Annotated in this window: 20 protein-coding genes; 13 read left to right on the plus strand and 7 right to left on the minus strand. The window is 72.3% G+C overall.

Annotation, left to right across the window (positions count from 1 at the left end):
- Positions 1 to 25: 25 nt before the first annotated feature.
- Complete coding sequence (locus tag OG303_RS36055; protein WP_405873757.1) at positions 26 to 616, plus strand: ArsR/SmtB family transcription factor; 591 nt, start codon at positions 26 to 28, stop codon at positions 614 to 616.
- A gap of 26 nt (positions 617 to 642) precedes the next feature.
- Positions 643 to 1,893, plus strand: a complete 1,251-nt coding sequence (locus tag OG303_RS36060; RefSeq protein ID WP_405873759.1) for an MFS transporter — start codon at positions 643 to 645, stop codon at positions 1,891 to 1,893.
- Between the two features lie 24 nt (positions 1,894 to 1,917).
- On the opposite strand, the gene OG303_RS36065 is transcribed toward OG303_RS36060, so the two are convergent.
- Positions 1,918 to 2,553: a TIGR03085 family metal-binding protein gene (locus OG303_RS36065; protein ID WP_405873760.1), complete on the minus strand. Its 636-nt coding sequence runs from the start codon at positions 2,551 to 2,553 to the stop codon at positions 1,918 to 1,920.
- Positions 2,554 to 2,683: 130 nt separating this feature from the next.
- On the opposite strand from OG303_RS36065, the gene hisI reads away from it, so the two are divergent.
- From hisI to lgt, 11 genes are all read left to right on the plus strand, one after another.
- Positions 2,684 to 3,142 (plus strand): phosphoribosyl-AMP cyclohydrolase, encoded by a 459-nt coding sequence (gene hisI / locus OG303_RS36070; RefSeq protein WP_405873761.1) that lies wholly within the window; start codon positions 2,684 to 2,686, stop codon positions 3,140 to 3,142.
- Between the two features lie 11 nt (positions 3,143 to 3,153).
- A complete protein-coding gene (locus OG303_RS36075) occupies positions 3,154 to 4,632 on the plus strand; it encodes an anthranilate synthase component I (RefSeq protein WP_405873762.1) in 1,479 nt (492 codons plus the stop codon).
- 52 nt (positions 4,633 to 4,684) lie between these two features.
- Entirely contained in the window at positions 4,685 to 5,326 is a 642-nt protein-coding gene (locus OG303_RS36080; protein ID WP_405873764.1) for a TIGR02234 family membrane protein, read from the plus strand.
- A 120-nt stretch (positions 5,327 to 5,446) separates the two neighbouring features.
- Complete coding sequence (locus OG303_RS36085; RefSeq protein ID WP_405873765.1) at positions 5,447 to 5,701, plus strand: HGxxPAAW family protein; 255 nt, start codon at positions 5,447 to 5,449, stop codon at positions 5,699 to 5,701.
- Between the two features lie 91 nt (positions 5,702 to 5,792).
- On the plus strand, positions 5,793 to 6,239 hold the full coding sequence (locus tag OG303_RS36090) for a DUF2752 domain-containing protein (protein WP_405873767.1): 447 nt from the start codon (positions 5,793 to 5,795) through the stop codon (positions 6,237 to 6,239).
- Between the two features lie 167 nt (positions 6,240 to 6,406).
- On the plus strand, positions 6,407 to 7,216 hold the full coding sequence (gene trpC / locus OG303_RS36095) for an indole-3-glycerol phosphate synthase TrpC (RefSeq protein WP_405873768.1): 810 nt from the start codon (positions 6,407 to 6,409) through the stop codon (positions 7,214 to 7,216).
- Positions 7,217 to 7,238: 22 nt separating this feature from the next.
- Positions 7,239 to 7,430 (plus strand): tryptophan biosynthesis modulator TrpM, encoded by a 192-nt coding sequence (gene trpM / locus OG303_RS36100; protein WP_405873769.1) that lies wholly within the window; start codon positions 7,239 to 7,241, stop codon positions 7,428 to 7,430.
- Positions 7,431 to 7,544: 114 nt separating this feature from the next.
- Positions 7,545 to 8,831, plus strand: coding sequence for a tryptophan synthase subunit beta (trpB, locus tag OG303_RS36105; protein WP_405873770.1), 1,287 nt, complete (start codon positions 7,545 to 7,547; stop codon positions 8,829 to 8,831).
- Positions 8,828 to 9,646, plus strand: coding sequence for a tryptophan synthase subunit alpha (gene trpA, locus OG303_RS36110; protein WP_405873772.1), 819 nt, complete (start codon positions 8,828 to 8,830; stop codon positions 9,644 to 9,646). Before trpB ends, trpA begins: the two co-directional genes overlap by 4 nt.
- Before the next feature lie 89 nt (positions 9,647 to 9,735).
- Positions 9,736 to 10,506 (plus strand): DsbA family protein, encoded by a 771-nt coding sequence (locus OG303_RS36115; protein WP_405873773.1) that lies wholly within the window; start codon positions 9,736 to 9,738, stop codon positions 10,504 to 10,506.
- Between the two features lie 84 nt (positions 10,507 to 10,590).
- Complete coding sequence (gene lgt / locus OG303_RS36120) at positions 10,591 to 11,595, plus strand: prolipoprotein diacylglyceryl transferase (protein WP_405873775.1); 1,005 nt, start codon at positions 10,591 to 10,593, stop codon at positions 11,593 to 11,595.
- Between the two features lie 45 nt (positions 11,596 to 11,640).
- Here the strand turns inward: lgt and OG303_RS36125 are convergent, their stop codons facing one another.
- From OG303_RS36125 to OG303_RS36150, 6 genes are all read right to left on the minus strand, one after another.
- Positions 11,641 to 12,477, minus strand: coding sequence for an HpcH/HpaI aldolase/citrate lyase family protein (locus OG303_RS36125; protein ID WP_405873776.1), 837 nt, complete (start codon positions 12,475 to 12,477; stop codon positions 11,641 to 11,643).
- Complete coding sequence (locus OG303_RS36130) at positions 12,474 to 13,682, minus strand: CaiB/BaiF CoA transferase family protein (protein ID WP_405873778.1); 1,209 nt, start codon at positions 13,680 to 13,682, stop codon at positions 12,474 to 12,476. Before OG303_RS36130 ends, OG303_RS36125 begins: the two co-directional genes overlap by 4 nt.
- Entirely contained in the window at positions 13,679 to 15,046 is a 1,368-nt protein-coding gene (locus tag OG303_RS36135; RefSeq protein ID WP_405873779.1) for an ADP-ribosylglycohydrolase family protein, read from the minus strand. The genes OG303_RS36130 and OG303_RS36135 overlap by 4 nt, the downstream gene beginning before the upstream one ends.
- Entirely contained in the window at positions 15,034 to 16,200 is a 1,167-nt protein-coding gene (locus tag OG303_RS36140) for an ADP-ribosylglycohydrolase family protein (protein WP_405873780.1), read from the minus strand. The genes OG303_RS36135 and OG303_RS36140 overlap by 13 nt, the downstream gene beginning before the upstream one ends.
- A gap of 8 nt (positions 16,201 to 16,208) precedes the next feature.
- A complete protein-coding gene (locus OG303_RS36145; RefSeq protein WP_405877662.1) occupies positions 16,209 to 17,801 on the minus strand; it encodes an ADP-ribosylglycohydrolase family protein in 1,593 nt (530 codons plus the stop codon).
- Between the two features lie 77 nt (positions 17,802 to 17,878).
- Complete coding sequence (locus OG303_RS36150; RefSeq protein ID WP_405873781.1) at positions 17,879 to 19,012, minus strand: ADP-ribosylglycohydrolase family protein; 1,134 nt, start codon at positions 19,010 to 19,012, stop codon at positions 17,879 to 17,881.
- Positions 19,013 to 19,123 lie beyond the last annotated feature (111 nt).

Here is a 19,123-nt window from a genome sequence, read left to right on the forward strand (position 1 = left end):
CTCTTTCGTATCTAGTGTGGCGGGCATGGCAGACAGGGAGAGGGACCGCCGGATCACGGACCTCGGCACGCTCAAGGCGCTCGCGCACCCGCTGCGGGCGCAGCTGTACCGGCGGCTCGCCCTCGCGCGCGTGGCGACCGCCTCACAGCTCGCCGACGAGGTCGACGAGGCCGTCTCACTGGTCAGCTACCACCTGCGGAAGCTGGCCGAGCACGGGCTGATCGAGGAGGCCGAGACGCAGAGCGCGGACGGCCGGGAGCGCTGGTGGCAACCCGCCTCCGACGGGCTGGCCATCCACGACGAGGACTTCCGCGACGCCCCCGAGAAGGCCGCCGCGCACACCGCCGCCAGCCGCCTCTTCTTCGAGCAGCGCACCGACATGTACCGCCGCTACCTCGACGAGCGCGCCCACTGGAGCGACGCGTGGACGACGGCGGCCGACTCCGCCGAATGGATGCTGCGGCTCACGTCGGACGAACTGGCCGCACTGTCCAAGGAGTTGTTCGCCGTCGTCCGCAGGTACGACGAACGCGGCCGTGCCGCCGACACCGCCGGCGACACCGAGGGCCGCGAGAACGTCGCGGTGCACACGTACGGCTTCCCCTTCCGCTTCTGAGGCTCCGCTGCCGAGAGGACGCTCCCTTGTCCACCACGCTCGCGTCCCAGGCCGGCCCGCACGACAGGCCGGCCCACCGCGACCCCAACGTCCTGCGCTGGGTCGGCGCGTACGCCTCGTCGATGACCGGCGACAGCGTCTACTACATAGCCCTGTCCTGGGCCGCCGTACAGACCGGATCCCCGGCGCAGGCCGGACTGGTGATGTCGGTCAGCGCGCTCCCGCGCGCGGTGCTGATGCTGGGCGGGGGAGTGGTCGCGGACCGCTTCGGCCCGCGCCGGGTCGTCATCGGCAGCGACGCCGTGCGCTGCGCGACCGTGCTCGCGGCGGCGGCGCTGCTGTTCCTCACCAGCCCGGGCCTGTGGCTGCTGGCCGCGCTCGCCCTGGTCTTCGGCACCGTGGACGCCGTGTTCGTGCCCGCCGTGGGCGCCCTGCCCGCGCGCGTGACGAGCCGTGACCAGCTCGCGCGCGTGCAGGGCATGCGGGGGCTCGCGATCCGTTGCGCGAGCGTCGTCGGCGCCCCGCTCGGCGGTCTCGGCGTGGCGGCCGGGGGTGCGGCGGCCGCGTTCGGCCTCGCCGGGCTGCTGATCGCGGTGTCGGTGCCGCTGCTGATGTCCGTACGGATCCGGGCGCTGCCCCAGGACGGCACGGGCACCGCCCGCGCCACCACCGCCTGGCGTGACCTGGTGGTCGGCCTCCGCTACATCCGCCGCCACCGCGTCCTCGCCCCGCTCATGCTGGCCATCGCCCTCGGCGACCTGGGGTTCGTCGGGCCGCTCAACGTGGGGCTGACCCTGCTCGCCGACGAGCGCGGCTGGGGCGCCGCCGGGATGGGCTGGGTGCTCGCAGGGTTCGGCACGGGCGCGGGCGCCGTCTCGCTGCTGCTGACCGTGCGGGGGCGGCTGCCGCACGCCGGGCAGGTCGCCGGGTACGCGATCCTCGCGGGTTCCGTCGCCGTCGGCGCCCTCGCGTACGCGCCGAGCCTGGTCGTCGCCGTCGTCACGGCCCTGTTCATCGGCCTGCTCGCCGGGCTCAGCGGCGCCATGTGCGCGGCGCTGCTGCAGACCCAGGCCGACCCCGCCTTCCTCGGCCGCGTCACCGCCGTCGCCAGCCTGGTCAGCCTCGGGTTCACACCGCTGAGCATGCCGCTGTCCGCCGCTGCGATCGGGGCCTGGGGCAGCGGCCCCGTCTTCGTCGTCAGCGCGGTCGTGTGCGGGCTGGGCGGCGTGGTCGCCCTGTGCGTCCGCGACCTGCGCCGCGCCGAACTGCCGCGCTGACCGCGGCCCTTGGGCCGCGCGCTCCTAGATGCCCAGCTGCTTGGCCTCGTGCAGCTTCGCCACCGCGTCCTTGTCGCCGTCCAGCTCCACCGTGGCGGCGCTCTGCCGGCCGTAGGAGAACAGCAGCAGCTCCGATGGCTCGCCGGTCACCGTCACCACGGGCGTCCCGCGGTGGGCGACCGCCGTCTGCCCGTCCGGGCGGCGCAGCACCAGCCCGGTCGGGGCGCTGCGCCCCATCAGACGGGCCGAGCGCTCGAGGCGGGACCACAGGGCGTCCTGGAAGACCCCGTCGAGCTCGCGCGGCGTCCAGTCGGGCTGCGCACGGCGGACGTCCTCCGTGTGGACGTAGAACTCCACCGTGTTCGACATCTCGTCGACCTGCTTGAGCTGGAAGGGCGAGAAGCGCGGCGGGCCCGTACGGATGAGCTGGATCAGCTCCTCGTACGGCTTTGCGGCGAACTCGGCCATCACCCGCTCCAGGCGTGGTGCGAGCTGCTTGATCAGGATGCCGCCGGCGGCATCGGGGCGGCGCTCGCGCACCACCACGTGCGCGGCGAGATCGCGGGTCTGCCAGCCCGTGCAGAGGGTCGGGGCCTCCGGGCCCTCGGCCTCCAACAGGTCGGCCAGGAGAAGTCGTTCACGCTTGGCGAAAGTCGACATGCCAGCCAGCCTACGTCCGCCTCCCGACTCCGCCCACCCGTGTCCCGGCCACCACCCCTCGGCGCGGCTCCTTTTCCAGTCAGTGGACACGTGACCGTCACTGTCAGTGGCGCGCGGCACAATGGCACCCATGACCAGCACGCCCCAGCCCGCCCGTCACCCGACCACCGCCCCTCATCGAGGCGCGTCGCGCCACAGTGCTCCATCCAGTCGCCTCGACCCGGACATCGCCGCGCGCCTGAAGCGCAGCGCCGACGGGCTCGTCCCCGCCATCGCCCAGCAGTACGACACCGGTGAGGTGCTCATGCTCGGCTGGATGGACGACGAGGCGCTGCACCGCACCCTCACCACCGGCCGCTGCACCTACTGGTCGCGCAGCCGTCAGGAGTACTGGGTGAAGGGCGACACCTCCGGCCACTTCCAGTGGGTCAGGTCCGTCGCGCTGGACTGCGACGCGGACACCGTGCTGGTCAAGGTCGACCAGGTCGGCGCCGCCTGCCACACCGGCGCGCGCACCTGCTTCGACGCCGACGTGCTCCTCAAGGAGGCCGAGGACGCCGATTCCGGCGTACCGGCCGCGGATCAGTAAGGTCAGCCGCCATGGACCTCGAGACGTTCCGCAAGCTGGCCTCCGACCGCCGTGTCATCCCGGTCACCCGCAAGCTCCTCGCCGACGGCGACACCCCGGTCGCGCTCTACCGCAAGCTCGCCGCCGAGCGCCCGGGCACCTTCCTGCTGGAGTCCGCGGAGAACGGCCGCTCGTGGTCCCGTTACTCGTTCGTGGGCGTCCGCTCGGCCGCCACCCTCACCGCGCGCGACGGCCAGGCGCACTGGCTCGGCGCCCCGCCCGTCGGCGTCCCCGTCGACGGCGACCCGCTGGCCGCCCTGCGCGCCACCATCGAGGCCCTGCACACCCCCCACCAGGAGGGCATGCCGCCCTTCACCGGCGGCATGGTCGGCTATCTCGGCTACGACATCGTGCGCCGCCTCGAGAAGATCGGCCCCGGGGAGCGCGACGACCTCGGGCTGCCCGAGCTGACCATGCTCCTGACCAGCGACCTCGCCGTCATGGACCACTGGCAGGGCTCGGTCCTCCTGATCGCCAACGCGATCAACCACAACGACCTCGACACCGGCGTCGACGAGGCCTACGCGGACGCGGTCGCCCGCCTCGACGCCATGGAGGCCGACCTCTCGCGCGCGGTCGCCCAGCCGCCCGCCGTCCTGCCCCCCTCCGAACTCCCCGAGTACACGGCCCTGTGGGGCGGCCCCGACTTCCAGGAGGCCGTCGAGGACATCAAGGAGCGCATCCGCGCGGGCGAGGCCTTCCAGGTCGTCCCCTCCCAGCGCTTCGAAACGCCGTGCACGGCAAGCGCGTTGGACGTGTATCGGGTCCTGCGGGCGACGAACCCCTCGCCGTACATGTACCTGTTCCGCTTCGACGGCTTCGACGTCGTCGGATCCAGCCCGGAAGCGCTGGTCAAGGTCGAGGACGGGCACGCGATGGTCCACCCCATCGCCGGCACGCGGCACCGCGGGGCCACCCCGCAGGAGGACCAGGCCCTCGCCGACGAGCTGCTCGCCGACCCGAAGGAGCGCGCCGAGCACCTCATGCTCGTCGACCTCGGGCGCAACGACCTGGGACGAGTCTGCGAACCCGGCTCCGTCGAGGTCGTCGACTTCATGTCCGTCGAGCGGTACTCGCACGTGATGCACATCGTCTCGACGGTCACCGGCAAGGTGGCCGCGGGCCGCACCGCCTTCGACGTCCTGACGGCCTGCTTCCCGGCCGGCACCCTCTCCGGCGCCCCCAAGCCCCGCGCGATGCAGATCATCGACGAACTCGAGCCGTCCCGGCGGGGGTTGTACGGCGGCTGCGTCGGCTACCTCGACTTCGCGGGCGACTCCGACACCGCCATCGCCATCCGCACGGCCCTGCTGCGCAAGGGCACGGCATACGTCCAGGCGGGCGCCGGCATCGTCGCCGACTCCGACCCGCTCGCCGAGGACCAGGAGTGCCGCAACAAGGCGGCGGCGGTGCTGCGAGCGGTCCACACGGCGAACCGACTGGGCAAGTAGGGCGCTTCTCACGCGAACCCCGGGTGACGGTTCGCCCGGGGTTCAGGCGATAGTGGGGTACGTGACTGCTGTTCCTCACCCCCGTTCCGAAGCCGCAGGACCCAACCGGTCCGGCCGCCGGAGTCTCGCCATCGCCCTGCTGTGCGGTGCGCTCGGCGCGGCCGTGGCGTTGCTGGCCACCCGTCAGCGCTGGTCGGAGGGCACCACGACGGTGGCCGGCGGCGCCTTCCCGCTGACCGCCAAGGGCAGCGACGTCACGGGTGTCCCCGCGGCGCTCGCCATAGTGGGCCTCGCCGCGCTCGTCGCCGTCTTCGCCGTCCGCAAGAGCGGCCGCCTGCTGGTCTCGGCCCTGCTCGCGCTCTCCGGCGCCGGCACCGTCGCCGCGGCCCTGCTGGGCATCTCCGACAGCTCCGCGCTCGACGAGCAGGCCGCGCAGGCCGCCGGCGACACCTCGGCCACCGTGCACGCCCTCTCCCACACCGCCTGGCCCTACATCGCGGCCGTGGGCGGCGCCCTGCTGCTCGTCGCCGGTCTGCTCGCCCTGCGCTACGGCCGGCAGTGGCCCGCGATGTCCGGCCGCTACGAACGCGGCGGCGCCCCCAAACCCCGCCGCAGGGCCGCCCCCGTCGACCCCGACCGGCCCGAGGAGATCTGGAAGGCACTCGACCGGGGCGAGGACCCGACCGGCGCGTGACCCGGCTCCTCGTGGCGCCACGCGCGAGGAGCGACCCCCGAGCAGCGCACGTGTGAGCGTGCGGGACAATGTCGGTTGAGCGTCCGGCTCAGACACGTACACAGCAACGAGGAGCAAGTCATGGCGGGCAGCAGCCACGGTCACACCCCGGCCGCCTGGACCGGTGTCACGATCGCCTTCATCGGTTTCTGCGTCTCGGGTGCCTTCATGGTGATGGCTCAGCCCGCAGGCTTCTGGGCCGGCATGGTGATCGTGGTCGCCGGCGGCATCGTCGGCTGGATCATGAGCGCGATGGGCCTCGGCCAGCCGAAGGACTCGCACGAGACGTTCCAGGACGCGCTCGCGCAGAGCCAGGCCGCGAACGCGAAGAGCTGACTCACCCACGACTTTCGTGCGTACGGCTGCTGAGGGGCGATCCGATGCCGGATCGCCCCTCACGCGCGCGTGGCGCCCGTCCGGGGGCACAATGCGAGACGTGAACGCCGACAGCCAGAGGGTGACGCCGTCCGAGACCGGAACCGCGGCGGCGCGGCTCGCCGTCCCCGCCGGGGTGCTCGCGGCCGTCGCCGGGGCCTTCGCCTACGTGGGGGCCGTGGACCCCACCCAGCCGGGCCACTATCCCGTCTGCCCCCTGTACCGCTTCACCGGCATCTACTGCCCCGGCTGCGGCGGCCTGCGCAGCGCGCACGCCTTCATCCACGGGGACTTCCTGGCGGCGCTCCAGGACAACGCCCTGGCCGTGGTGGGCTATTTGGTGTTCGCCGCGCTGTGGACCGTCTGGGTGGTGCGCGCGGCGCGCGGACGGCCGCTGCGAATCGATCTCGGGCCGGTGCATCTGTGGACCCTGGGTGCGTTGCTGCTGGTCTTCACGGTTGTCCGGAACCTGCCGTTCGGTGGCTGGCTGCACCCTTGATCAATCGGCGAACGTCCAGGTAGTGGGACCGGCGTCAACCGGATGTGAGGCCTAAGCCCTCCTCCGGATACCATCGTCTTGACCATCGGTTTTCTTCTGGTTCAGGTGAGCCGGTGGCGGAAGCTCAACCGCTTGAACAGTCAACCGTCTGGAAGGGGGCCGCTCGCGTGAGTGTGCTCGACGAGATCATCGACGGAGTCCGTGCCGACCTCGCGGAGCGGCAGGCGCGCGTCAGCCTCGACGAGCTCAAGGAGCGCGCGGCGAAGGCTCCCGCGGCCAAGGACGGACTGGCCGCGCTGCGCGGCGAAGGCGTCAAGGTCATCTGTGAGGTCAAGCGCTCCAGCCCCTCCAAGGGCGCGCTGGCCGCGATCGCCGACCCGGCCGGACTCGCAGCGGACTACGAGGCGGGCGGCGCGGCCGTCATCTCCGTCCTGACCGAGCAGCGCCGCTTCGGCGGCTCGCTGGCCGACCTGGAGGCCGTGCGCGCCCGGGTCGACATCCCGGTGCTGCGCAAGGACTTCATCGTCACCTCGTACCAGCTGTGGGAGGCCCGGGCGTACGGCGCCGACCTCGCGCTGCTCATCGTCGCGGCCCTGGAGCAGTCGGCGCTCGAGTCGCTGATCGAGCGCGCGGAGTCCATCGGGCTCACCCCCATCGTCGAGGTCCATGACGAGGACGAGGTCGAGCGCGCGGTGGACGCGGGCGCCAAGGTGATCGGCGTCAACGCGCGCAACCTGAAGACCCTCGAGGTCGACCGGGGCACCTTCGAGCGCGTCGCTCCCGAGATCCCGGCCCACATCGTCAAGATCGCCGAGTCCGGCGTCCGCGGCCCGCACGACCTCATCGCGTACGCCAACGCCGGAGCGGACGCCGTCCTGGTCGGCGAGTCCCTGGTCACCGGCCGCGACCCCAAGTCGGCGGTCTCCGACCTGGTGGCGGCGGGCGAGCACCCGGCCCTGCGCCACGGCCGGGGCTGACCTCCCGGTAGGCTGAGCGGCGATGAACCTGACGATCACCCTGACGACCACGGACCGGTACGCCCGCCTCGCGCGCGGCTGCCGCCCCCGTGGCTGTCGCGCACCCGCTCGCCGGGTGCACGGCCGCCGCGTCCGTTACGTCATCGGTGACGAACCTGGGCAGGTCAACGGCCGTCGATGGCAGCGCCCCGCAAGGGGCGCGGGGCAGTTCTGAACACGCGGCTCCGCCGCGCGGGCGCGACAAGCCACACTCGGTCCGCGGTCGACTGACCATCCCCGCCCCCACGGCGATCAGTGTCACTCCAAACACTCACCGTGAGGTTTCCGCATGCCCAGCGAGTTCTTCATCCCCGACCCGGAGGGTCAAGTCCCCAGCCCCGAAGGCTACTTCGGGGCGTTCGGCGGCAAGTTCATCCCGGAGGCCCTCGTCGCCGCCGTGGACGAGGTCGCCGTCGAGTACGACAAGGCCAAGCACGACCCCGAGTTCGCCCGCGAGCTCGACGACCTGCTCGTCCACTACACGGGACGGCCGAGCTCCCTCACCGAGGTGCCGCGGTTCGCCGAACACGCCGGTGGCGCCCGGGTGTTCCTCAAGCGCGAGGACCTCAACCACACCGGCTCGCACAAGATCAACAACGTGCTCGGTCAGGCCCTGCTCACCAAGCGCATGGGCAAGACCCGTGTCATCGCGGAGACCGGCGCCGGCCAGCACGGCGTCGCCACGGCGACGGCCTGCGCGCTGTTCGGTCTCGAGTGCACCATCTACATGGGCGAGATCGACACCCAGCGCCAGGCGCTGAACGTGGCCCGCATGCGCATGCTGGGCGCCGAGGTCGTCTCGGTGAAGTCCGGCAGCCGGACGCTCAAGGACGCCATCAACGAGGCCTTCCGCGACTGGGTCGCCAACGTCGACCACACCCACTACCTCTTCGGTACGGTCGCCGGCCCGCACCCCTTCCCGGCCATGGTCCGCGACTTCCACCGCGTCATCGGCGTCGAGGCCCGGCGCCAGCTGCTGGAGCAGGCCGGGCGGCTGCCCGACGCCGCGGTCGCGTGCGTCGGCGGCGGTTCCAACGCGATCGGCCTGTTCCACGCCTTCATCCCGGACGCCGGCGTACGCCTCATCGGCTGCGAGCCGGCGGGACACGGCGTCGAGACCGGCGAGCACGCGGCGACCCTGACCGCGGGCGAGCCCGGCATCCTGCACGGCTCCCGCTCCTACGTCCTGCAGGACGAGGAGGGCCAGATCACCGAGCCGTACTCGATCTCGGCCGGTCTGGACTACCCGGGCATCGGCCCGGAGCACTCCTACCTCAAGGACACCGGCCGCGGCGAGTACCGCGCGGTCACCGACGACGCGGCGATGCAGGCCCTGCGCCTGCTCTCGCGCACCGAGGGCATCATCCCGGCCATCGAGAGCGCGCACGCGCTGGCCGGCGCCCTGGAGGTCGGCAAGGAGCTGGGCAAGGACGGGCTGATCGTGATCAACCTGTCCGGCCGCGGCGACAAGGACATGGACACGGCCGCCCGTTACTTCGGCCTGTACGACACCGACGCCGAGGTCGCGGCCGACGCGGACGCCGACACCGCCGAGATCGAGGGGGACGCCAAGTGAGCGGGAACATTCAGCTGCTGACCGACACCCTCGCCGCCGCCAAGGCCGAGGGCCGCTCCGCCCTCATCGCCTACCTCCCGGCCGGGTTCCCGACCGTGGACGGCGGCATCGAGGCGATCAAGGCCGTCTTCGACGGCGGCGCGGACGTCGTCGAGGTCGGACTGCCGCACAGCGACCCCGTCCTCGACGGCCCCGTCATCCAGACCGCCGACGACATCGCCCTCCGGGGCGGAGTAAAGATCGCGGACGTCATGCGTACGGTCCGGGAGGCGCACGCGGCCACCGGGAAGCCGGTGCTCGTGATGACGTACTGGAACCCGATCGACCGCTACGGCGTGGAGCGCTTCACCGCCGAGCTCGCGGAGGCGGGCGGGGCGGGCTGCATCCTGCCCGACCTGCCGGTGCAGGAGTCGGCCCTGTGGAGGGAGCACGCCGAGAAGCACGGGCTCGCCACGGTCTTCGTGGTCGCGCCCAGCAGCAAGGACGCGCGGCTCGCACAGATCACCGCGGCGGGCAGCGGATTCGTGTACGCCGCCTCGCTGATGGGCGTCACCGGCACCCGTGAGTCGGTGGGCGCGCAGGCCCAGGACCTGGTGGAACGCACCCGGGCCACCAGGGCCGACCTGCCCGTCTGCGTCGGTCTCGGCGTCTCCAACGCGGAGCAGGCCGCCGAGGTGGCAGGCTTCGCCGACGGCGTGATCGTCGGCTCGGCCTTCGTCAAGCGGATGCTGGACGCGCCGGACGACGCGGCCGGTGTCGAGGCCGTCCGCTCGCTCGCCGGTGACCTCGCGAAGGGCGTGCGCGGACAGGCGTAGCGCGAGCAGTTCATCTTGTGCGGGTCCTCCGAACGGGTGGATCTGGGACCGGGGAGGCGCAATGCGCCTCCCCGGTTCGTTCTGGGGGTGTGAGCGACAAGAACCGTGAGGGAAAGCGCACCGCCCGCGAGCGGCTGGCGGTCGAGCGTGAGAAGCAGAAGGCCGCGGAGAAGCGACGGCGGACGCTCATCGTGGGCGCGAGCGTCGTCTGTGTCCTGGGGCTGGCGGCGGTGATCGGCGTGGTCGCCGCGAACGCGGGCAAGGACGACAAGACCGCGGGTCCGGCCGTGGCGCCTTCCGGGGCGCAGGGCAAGAACAGCCTCGCGATTCCCGTGGGCAAGGACGGCGCCAAGTCGACGCTCACGGTCTGGGAGGACTTCCGCTGTCCGGCCTGCCAGTCCTTCGAGGTGGCGTACCGCCCGACGCTCCATGAGCTGGCCGACTCCGGTCAGCTCAGAGTCGAGTACCACCTGGTCAGGCTGATCGACGGCAACCTCGGCGGTACCGGCTCCCTCCGCGCGGGCAATGCCGCCGCCTGCGCCCAGGACGCCGGAAAGTTCCGCGACTACCACGACGTGCTCTACGCCAACCAGCCCAAGGAGACCGTCGACGCCTTCGGGAACAACAGCAAGCTGATCGAGCTGGCGGGCAAGGTCAAGGGCCTCGACACGGCCACCTTCCGCAAGTGCGTCAACGACGGCAGGCACGACAGCTGGGTCGACAAGTCGAACGACGCCTTCAAGTCCGGCGGGTTCTCCGGGACGCCGACCGTGCTGCTGGGCGGAAAGAACATCTACCAGGACCAGACGATGACACCGGCGAAGCTGAAGCAGATGGTGCTGGAGGCGAACAAGGGGTAAGGCGGTTTCACACCCGCCTGTTATGGACCCGTAGCCGGGCTGCCTGCCGTGGGCCCGGTCCGGCACGGTAGCGTCGACCTTGCCATGGAACTTGCCTACATTCCCAGCCCGTCGAGCGGGGTGCGCTACATCGGCCCCATTCCGCTGCGCGGCTACGCGTTCTGCATCATCATCGGCGTCTTCGTTGCCGTCTGGCTCGGCAACAAGCGCTGGATCGCCCGCGGTGGGCGGGCCGGCACGGTGGCCGACATCGCTGTCTGGGCGGTGCCGTTCGGCCTCGTCGGCGGCCGCCTGTACCACGTGATCACGGACTACGAGCTGTACTTCAGCGAGGGCCGTGACTGGGTGGACGCCTTCAAGGTGTGGGAGGGCGGCCTCGGTATCTGGGGCGCGATCGCCCTCGGCGCGGTGGGCGCGTGGATCGGCTGCCGCCGCCGTGGCATCCCGCTGCCCGCCTGGGCCGACGCCCTCGCCCCCGGCATCGCCTTCGCCCAGGCCATCGGCCGCTGGGGCAACTGGTTCAACCAGGAGCTCTACGGCCGCGAGACCCACCTCCCCTGGGCGCTGCACATCACGTCCTCGGCGGACGGCCGCGTGCCCGGGTACTACCACCCGACGTTCCTCTACGAGTCCCTGTGGTGCATCGGCGTCGCCCTGCTGGTCATCTGGGCCGACCGCCGCTTCAAGCTGGGACACGGACGGGCGTTCGCGTTGTATGTCGCCGCGTACTGCGTGGGCCGGGCGTGGATCGAGTACATGCGCGTCGACGACGCCCACCACATCCTGGGCCTGCGGCTGAACGACTGGACCGCGCTGGTCGTGTTCGTGCTCGCGGTGGTGTACATCGTGATCTCGGCGAAGAAGCGGCCGGGCAGGGAAGACGTGGTCGAACCGGGGGCCCCGGACGACGAGACCGAGGCTGACGGCGAGGCCGTCGAGAAGGACACGACCGGCGAGAAGGACGAGGCGGACTCCTCGGAGCCGAAGGCGGACACGGCGGGCTCCGCCGAAGACGTCAAGGAAGCCGGGGACGCCGAGGACTCCGAGGAAGAGACGAAGGACGGCGCCGAGTCGGCGAAGAAGAGCTGACTGTCGGCGGTACATCGATGAGGGCGCCCGGAGGTCCGGGCGCCCTCATTCTTGGTTCCGGCGGGCGAGCGACAGTGTGCGTTGCGCCGCCGCCACCACCGCCGCGTCGATGAACCTTCCGTCCGGGAGGGCCTGGGCGCCCTGCTGCGTCGTCGCTGCCTTGATGATCGTCTCGGCCTCCTCGACCTCCCGCGCCGTGGGGAGGTAGGCCCGTTCGATGATGGGGAGTTGACGGGGGTGGATGGCCGCGCGGCCGAGGAAGCCGAGGGTGCGGCCGTGGGCGCAGGAGGCCGCCAGGCCCTCCAGATCACGGATGTCCGGGTGGACCGACTGCGGGGACGGGGGCAGCCCCGCCGCCCGTGCGGCCCCGACGACGCGGGAGCGGGACCAGTCGAGGCCCGCGTCCTCGCGTACGCCCAGGTCGGCCCGTAGGTCCGATTCTCCGAGGACGATGCCGTGGAGGGCGGGGTGGGCGGAGGCGATTGCGTAGGCGTGCTCGACGGCCAGGGCGGATTCCAGGAGGGCGTACAGCGCGAGGGCGCCTCCTGCGAAGGGGACGGACCGTTCCGCGGTGCGGATGATCTGCTCGGGAGAGGTCACTTTCGGGAGGCGCAGGCCCGAGGTCCCGGGCAGTGCGGCCACCGCCTCCAGGTCCCGCGGTGCCAGCGGGCCGTCCAGGGCGTTCACGCGGACGTGCACCGGGATCGGCTGCGGGGTGGAGAGGAGTTCGGCGGTGGCCGAGCGGGCGTACTCCTTGCGGTCCGGGGCGACCGCGTCCTCCAGGTCGATCACGACGACGTCGGCGCCGGCCGTCAGTGCCTTGGCGACGACGTGGGGGCGGTCGCCGGGGGCGTAGAGCCAGGTGAGCGGGAGCGCTGTCATACGGCGCCCTCCTCGCGCAGGGCCGTCAGTTCGGCCGCGGTCAGGCCCAGGCCGGTCAGGACGGTCTCGGTGTCCGCGCCGTGCGGGCGGCCCGCCCAGTGGATCGCGCCGGGGGTGGCGGAGAGGCGGAAGAGGACGTTCTGCATGCGCAGGGGCCCCAGGTCGGGGTCGTCGAGGGTGGTGATCGTGTTCAGGGCCGCGTACTGCGGGTCCGTCATCACGTCCCGTACGTCCTGGATCGGGGCCACCGCGGCCTCCGCCTTCTCGAAGGCCGCCAGGACTTCGGTGCGGGTGCGTTCGGCGATCCAGGTGCCGACCGCCTCGTCGAGGACGTCGGTGTGCCGGGCGCGTTCGGCGCCGGTCGCGAACCACGGTTCGTCGATCAGCTCCGGGCGGCCCACCAGGTGCATCACGCGTTCCGCGATCGACTGCGCGGAGGTCGAGACGGCGACCCATTTGCCGTCGGCGGTGAGGTAGGTGCCGCGCGGGGCGTTGTTCTGGGAGCGGTTGCCGGTGCGCGGCTGGACGTGGCCGAGTTGGTCGTACCAGACCGGCTGGGGGCCGAGGACGGTCAGGATCGGTTCGATGATCGCCATGTCGACGACCTGGCCCTCGCCGGTGCGGTCGCGGGCGGCCAGCGCGGTCATGACGGCGTAGGCCGTGGCCAGGCCGGCGATGGAGTCGGCGAGGCCGAAGGGTGGGAGTGTCGGGGGTGCGTCCGGTTCGCCGGTGATCGCGGCGAAGCCGCTCATCGCCTCGGCGAGGGTGCCGAAGCCGGGGCGGTGCGCGGAGGGACCGAACTGGCCGAACGCGGTGACCCTGGTGAGGATCAGGCGGGGGTTGGCGGCGGACAGTTCCTCCCAGCCCAGGTCCCACTTCTCCAGGGTGCCGGGGCGGAAGTTCTCGATGACGACGTCCGCGGTGGCGGCGAGGCGGAGGAGGGTGGAGCGGCCGCCCGGTTTCGAGAGGTCGAGGGTGATGGTCTGTTTGTTGCGGCCGAGGAGCTTCCACCAGAGGCCGACGCCGTCCTTCGACGGGCCGTGGCCGCGGGAGGGGTCGGGCTTCGTGGGGTGTTCGACCTTGATGACCTCCGCGCCGAAGTCGCCGAGCATCGTGGCGGCGAGCGGGCCGGCGAAGAGGGTGGCGAGGTCGAGGACGCGCAGGCCGGCGAGAGGGGCTTGGCCCGGTACGACGGTGTGGGTCATGGGCGGGACGCCTCCCGGTGGGTGAGGTGGGCCAGGGTGTCGAAGCCGATGCCGTTGAAGTCGCCGACGGAGGTGGTCAGTCGGTTCTTGAGGGGGGTGGTCCAGCGGTCGGGGAGGGCGGCGGGGGAGCCGCTCAGGAGTCCGGCGATGCCGCCCGCGGTCGCGCCGTTGGAGTCGGTGTCCCAACCCCCGGACACCGCACGGCAGATGGAGCCGGTGAAGTCGCCGTTCGCGTGGGTGAGGGCGGCGGCGATGAGGGCCGTGTTGGGGACGGCGTGGACCCAGTGGTGGGTGGCGGCGTGGGTGGCGTGGAGTTCGTCGACGACGGTGTCGAAGTCGGCGTGTTCTTCGGCGAGTTGGATCGCGTGACGGACGGCCCGGGTCAGGCGGGAGCGGGGTGGGACCACGGTCATACCGGTGCGGAGGCAGGCATGGATGTCGTGGGCGCCGGTTGCCGCGGTGGCGATGGTGGCGGCCGTGAACATCGCCGCGTAGACGCCGTTCGCGGTGTGGGTGAGGGTGGCGTCCCGGTGGGCCTGTTCCGCCGCGGCGGCCGGGTTGCCGGGGTTGGTCCAGCCGTGCACGTCGGCGCGGATGAGGGCGCCGATCCACTCGCGGAAGGGGTTGCGGTGGCGGGCCGTTCGGGGTGGTTCCAGGCCGAGGAGGAGATTGCGGTAGGCGACGCGTTCGGCGGTGAAGGTGCGGCCCGCGGGGAGTTCGGACAGCCATAGGTCGGCCACGTCGGTGGTGGTGAACCGTCTGCCGTGGCGTTGGAGCAGGAGGAGGTTGAGGAGGGGGTAGTTGAGGTCGTCGTCCTCGGGCATGCCGTCGATGTTCTCGGCGAGGGAGGTGGTGGCCGAGCGGCGGTTCCAGGGGTGGGCGGCGAGGAGGTCCGCCGGGACGCCCTTGGCCGTGAAGTACGTGTTCAGGGGCCAGTTGCCGGTGGATCCGGCCAGCTGGCGGATGGCTTCGAGGGGGAGTTTCTCCACGGGTTTGCCGAGCAGGCAGCCGACGGCTCGGCCGAGCCAGGCGGCTTCGAGGCGGGACCGCGTCGGAGGTGCTGTCGGGGTGGGGAGAGACGCGGGCCAGTTCGGGCACAGGGATTTGATCTTCTGTAGGTCCGTCGGCTCGGCGTCGCTCAATGTGCTGGGCAGGTCCGCGAGTTCGTCCAGCAGGTCTTCTGCCAGCAGCCGCAGATAGCGTGAGGCCGGTTCCGGTGACGCGCCTGCTCGCGGTGGGGCCTCCGGGCCGCCCGCGGCTCTCCATCTCGCGGCGATCGCCGACGGCTCGCGGCCGTCCAGTGCCGCCTGTCGCAGCTCGTGGCCGATCAGGTCCTCCGGCTGGACCCAGGTCAGTCGGAGCATCTCAGGCCTCCGATCTCGGTGAACGCCGCCTCGTGGGCCCTGCGGCGGTGTACGTCCCGTTCGAAGATCTCCCGAGTGACGTGGGTGAGCGTCGTCGCGGGTTCCCACAGGTCCAGGCGGCTTGCCTCGGCCACCGTCTTCGACCAGTCCTCCGGGACGGGGGAACCCAGGGCCCCCGCGAGTGCGCCCGCCATCGTCGCGATCGAGTCGCAGTCGCGGCCGTAGTTCACCGCGCCCAGGACCGCATGCCGGTAGTCGCCGCCGGAGACCAGCAACATGCCCAGGGCGATGGGGAGTTCCTCGATCGCATGGAGGCGGGACGGGCGGCGGGCGCCGAGGGAAGGGGCGCGGTAGTCCGGGCCCACCGTGTCGTACGGGGTCACCGCCTCGCGCAGGGGGATCAGTGCGGACTCGAAGTCCGAGTGGTGGGACGCCACTTCGCAGACACTCTCGATCGCCGCGCGTGTGCCGTCCTTCGCCAGGGAGAGGGCGGCGGCGACCACCGAGTCCGGTGTCGCCCCGGGGGTGGTCGCCGCTGCCACCGCCGCCGCGAAGACGCCCGCCGCCTCTCGGCCGTACGACGACTGGTGGGCGCCCGCGATGTCGAGGGCCTCGGCGTACGCGCCCGCCGGGTTGGCCGCGTTGACCAGGCCGACCGGTGCCATGTACATCGCGGCACCGCAGTTGACGATGTTGCCGACGCCGGCTTCGCGGGGGTCGACATGGCCGTAGTGGAGACGGGCCACCAGCCACTTCTCCGCGAGGAAGACGCGGTGGAGGGGGATGGTCTCCGTCTCCAACTCGGGGATCCAGCGCGGGTTCGTCATCAGGTCAGGGACCAGGTGGTCGGCCATCGCGTACGCGTCCAGGTGGTCGCGGACGCGCGCGTACACCCGTACCAGCGCGTGCGTCAGCAAGGTGTCGTCGGTGATGTGGCCGTCGCCCTTGTGGTACGGCGCGATGGGGCGTGCCGTGCGCCAGGCGTCGCCGTTCCAGGGGCCGACGATGCCGTGGACTCGGCCGCCGTGGCGTTCGAGGATCTGGTCGGGGGAGTAGCCCTCGACGGGGCCGCCGAGGGCGTCGCCCACCGCCGCGCCCACGAGGGCACCGGTGATCCGGTCCTCGAGGCTGTTTTCTGTCTGTTTGGGCCTCATGGGCGGAATCATCCCCCCGGTGGGGTCGGTTGTGTGGCTTCCAGGAGTTCGGCGAGTTCCACCAGGTCGGTGCCGGTGAGGCGGGGGAGTGCGCAGCCGGAGAGGGTGCGGCAGGCGTCCCGCCAGGTGGAGGGGATCGACTCGCCACCCCCCAGCGCTCCGGTCAGCGCGCCCGCCAGTGCCGGGGCCGAGTCGGCGACGCGGGACAGACAGGCCGCTGCCGGTACCGCTTCAGCGATCCGGCCGCGCGAGGCGGTGGCCAGGGCGAGGGCGACCGGGACCGTTTCGGCGGCGGCGATGCCGTAGCTGTAGACGTGGTCGACGATCTGGTGTTCCAGGAGGGGGATCAGGGTGAAGGCGGTCTCGGCGTCGGCGGCCAGCTTGAGCGCGTGGCGGGCGTTGCGGCCGATCTCCGTGCCCTCGGGGAGTTCGGCGAGGGCCGCCGCCACGCAGGTCTCGACGTCCGCGCCGGCCAGTGCCAGCGCGAGTGCCGCCGCCATCGCACGGGCGCCGTGCACGCCGTCGCCGTCCTGGGTGTAGCGGGCGTCGAACTCGGCCAGGTCGGCGGCGAGTTCGGGGGCGCCGGGGTGGGCGACGGCGAGTACGCAGGCCCGTACGCAGGCCGCGTCGTCGAAGTAGTGGGGGTTGTCGTGGCCGGTGGCGGGTGGGCGCAGGCCGGTGGCGAGGTTGCCGAGGCCGGCCCGGACGGAGATACGCGCGCGGAGGGGGAGGACGGCGGACTCGATCTCCGGTGCGCGGTCCGCTGCGGCGGCGACCTCGCTGGCCACGGCGTTCCAGGTCAGGTCGATGGCGGCGCGGGTGCGGCGTTCTCGGCTGAGGTCGCCGAGGGCGGTGTCGTCTCCTGCGCGCAGGAGTGCTTCCGCTGCGAATGCCGCCCACTCGGCGTCGTCGGAGGGGCCGAGGAGGAGTGGCTCGGGGGGTTGGTTGAGTGCGATGGGGACGGGGAGGGTGGTGGTGGCGTTCTGTTCGGCGAACGTGTCGAGTTCGCGGGTGAGGCGGCGGGTCCATTCCGGCATGCGGGCGGCTCGGTGGCGGGCGGCGGGCCAGCCGGCGGCGTCGCCTGCGGCGAGGCCCAGCAGGAGGCCTTCGGTACGGCGGTGGCGTGCGGGGTGGGCGGCGGTGTGAACGGCCTCGGCTGCGCCTTCGGCCACGATGCTCCCACCCGCACCGCCCGTACAACTTTCGTCGTCGGGTGCGAGTGGCCCCTGTGGGGCGTGCCCGCCGTCGGCGACTGCGAGCTGGCTCGGCTCCGCCGTTGTCGTCGGCTTCGCCGTGACCGTCGGCCTCCCCGTGGTTGTCGGCTTCCCCGTGGTGGTTGGCTCCACCGTGACCGGTGGCTTCCCCGTGACCGTCCGCTCCGCTGTGACCGTCGGTTTCCCCGAGGCGGTCAGCTTTCCCGAGGTGGTTGGCTCCGCCGTACCCCGTGGCTCTGCTGCGACCGATGGCTTCCTCTGGACCGTCGGCTCCGCCGTGACCGTCGGCCTCCCCGTGGTTGTCGGCTCCGCCGAGGTGGTTGGCTCCGCCGCGACCGATGGCTCCGGTGCGTCCGTCGGCTCCTCCGTGACCGTCACCCCCGCCATGCCCGTCGACTCACTGACCTCGCCATCGTTCGGCTGCGCAGCCGTCCCCGTTCCCACCGCCCACGGCGCGGGCGGTCTCATCGGATCGCCTTCGCCTCGTCGTTCGCCGTCAGGGCGAAGGCGATCGGGTCCGGCAGTGGGAGTTCCTCGGGGCCCGGCATGTCCGGCACGAGGTCTTGAGTGAGCACCCCAGTGATCAACCCGGTGACCATCCCCGCACCCTTCACCAGCAGATCCGCCACATCCAGCACGTGATGGCCCGCCATCGCCGGCAGGCAGCTCCCCCTGGCCGGTTCGATGGCCGCCGCCCACTCCGCCGGGATCGCCGAGATCCCCTGAGTCGCACCTGCCAGTGCGCCCGCCACCGCGGCCGTCGTGTCCGCGTCGCGGCCCATGTTCACCGCCGTGAGGACGGCCTGTTCGAAGTCGCCGTCGGCCGCCGCGTAGGCGCCGAAGGCCAGGGCGACCGCCTCCGGTGCCAGGTCGGTCCAGGGGTAGCCGCCGATGACGACCGCCGAGCGGACCGCCCGTTCGCCGCGGTGGGCCACCGCCACGGCGCGGCGCAGCGAGCGGGCCGTCCATGAGTCGTCCGGGACGACGGCCAGTGCGGAGGCCACGACCGCGATGGTCGGTGCGCCCGCCATCGCCGCCGCCACGCCCGCCGCGACCGCCTGGCCGCCGTAGATGCCCTCGCCGTCGTGGCTCACCGAGCCGTCGATCGCCGCCAGCCGGGCCGCCTCGGCGGGGCGGCCCGCGGCGAAGACGCCGAAGGGGGCCGCGCGCATGGCCAGGCCGTCGCTCCAGGCGTGCCGGTGCTGGGCCGAGATGGGGGCGGCGAGGCCGCGGCGGAGGTTCTCCAGGGTGCCGCGTTCGCTGAAGCCCGCGCCCCTGAACGGGCCCTCGTCGCGGTCCGCGATCCACTCGTGCCAGGCCGCCTCCACGTGCGCCGCGGTCAGGGCCGAGCCGTGCCGGGCCAGGAGCAGGCCGGAGAAGATCGCGTACTCGGTGTCGTCCGTGCCGGACGGTCTGTCCGACACGTAGCCCGTGATACGGCCCCAACGGGCGCGGATCTCCGAGGGCTTCATGTTCTCGGCGGGGGCCCCGAGGGCGTCCCCCACGGCCAGGCCGAGCAGCGCGCCGCGTGCCCGCTCGCGGAGTTCGGCGGCGTTCCCGGGCGACGGGACCGGGGGAATGCAGGCGATCGATGCCATACGCGGCCTCTCCTCCGGGGCTCCGGGCGGCTCCTCACAGGGCCTCTCAGGGCGCGGAACCCTTTGCGGATGTGTCCCACCGGAGGGGTTTTCCAGAGCCGGACAGGGCTC

Source organism: Streptomyces sp. NBC_00005 (assembly GCF_045160215.1).
Taxonomy (GTDB): Bacteria; Actinomycetota; Actinomycetes; order Streptomycetales; family Streptomycetaceae; genus Streptomyces.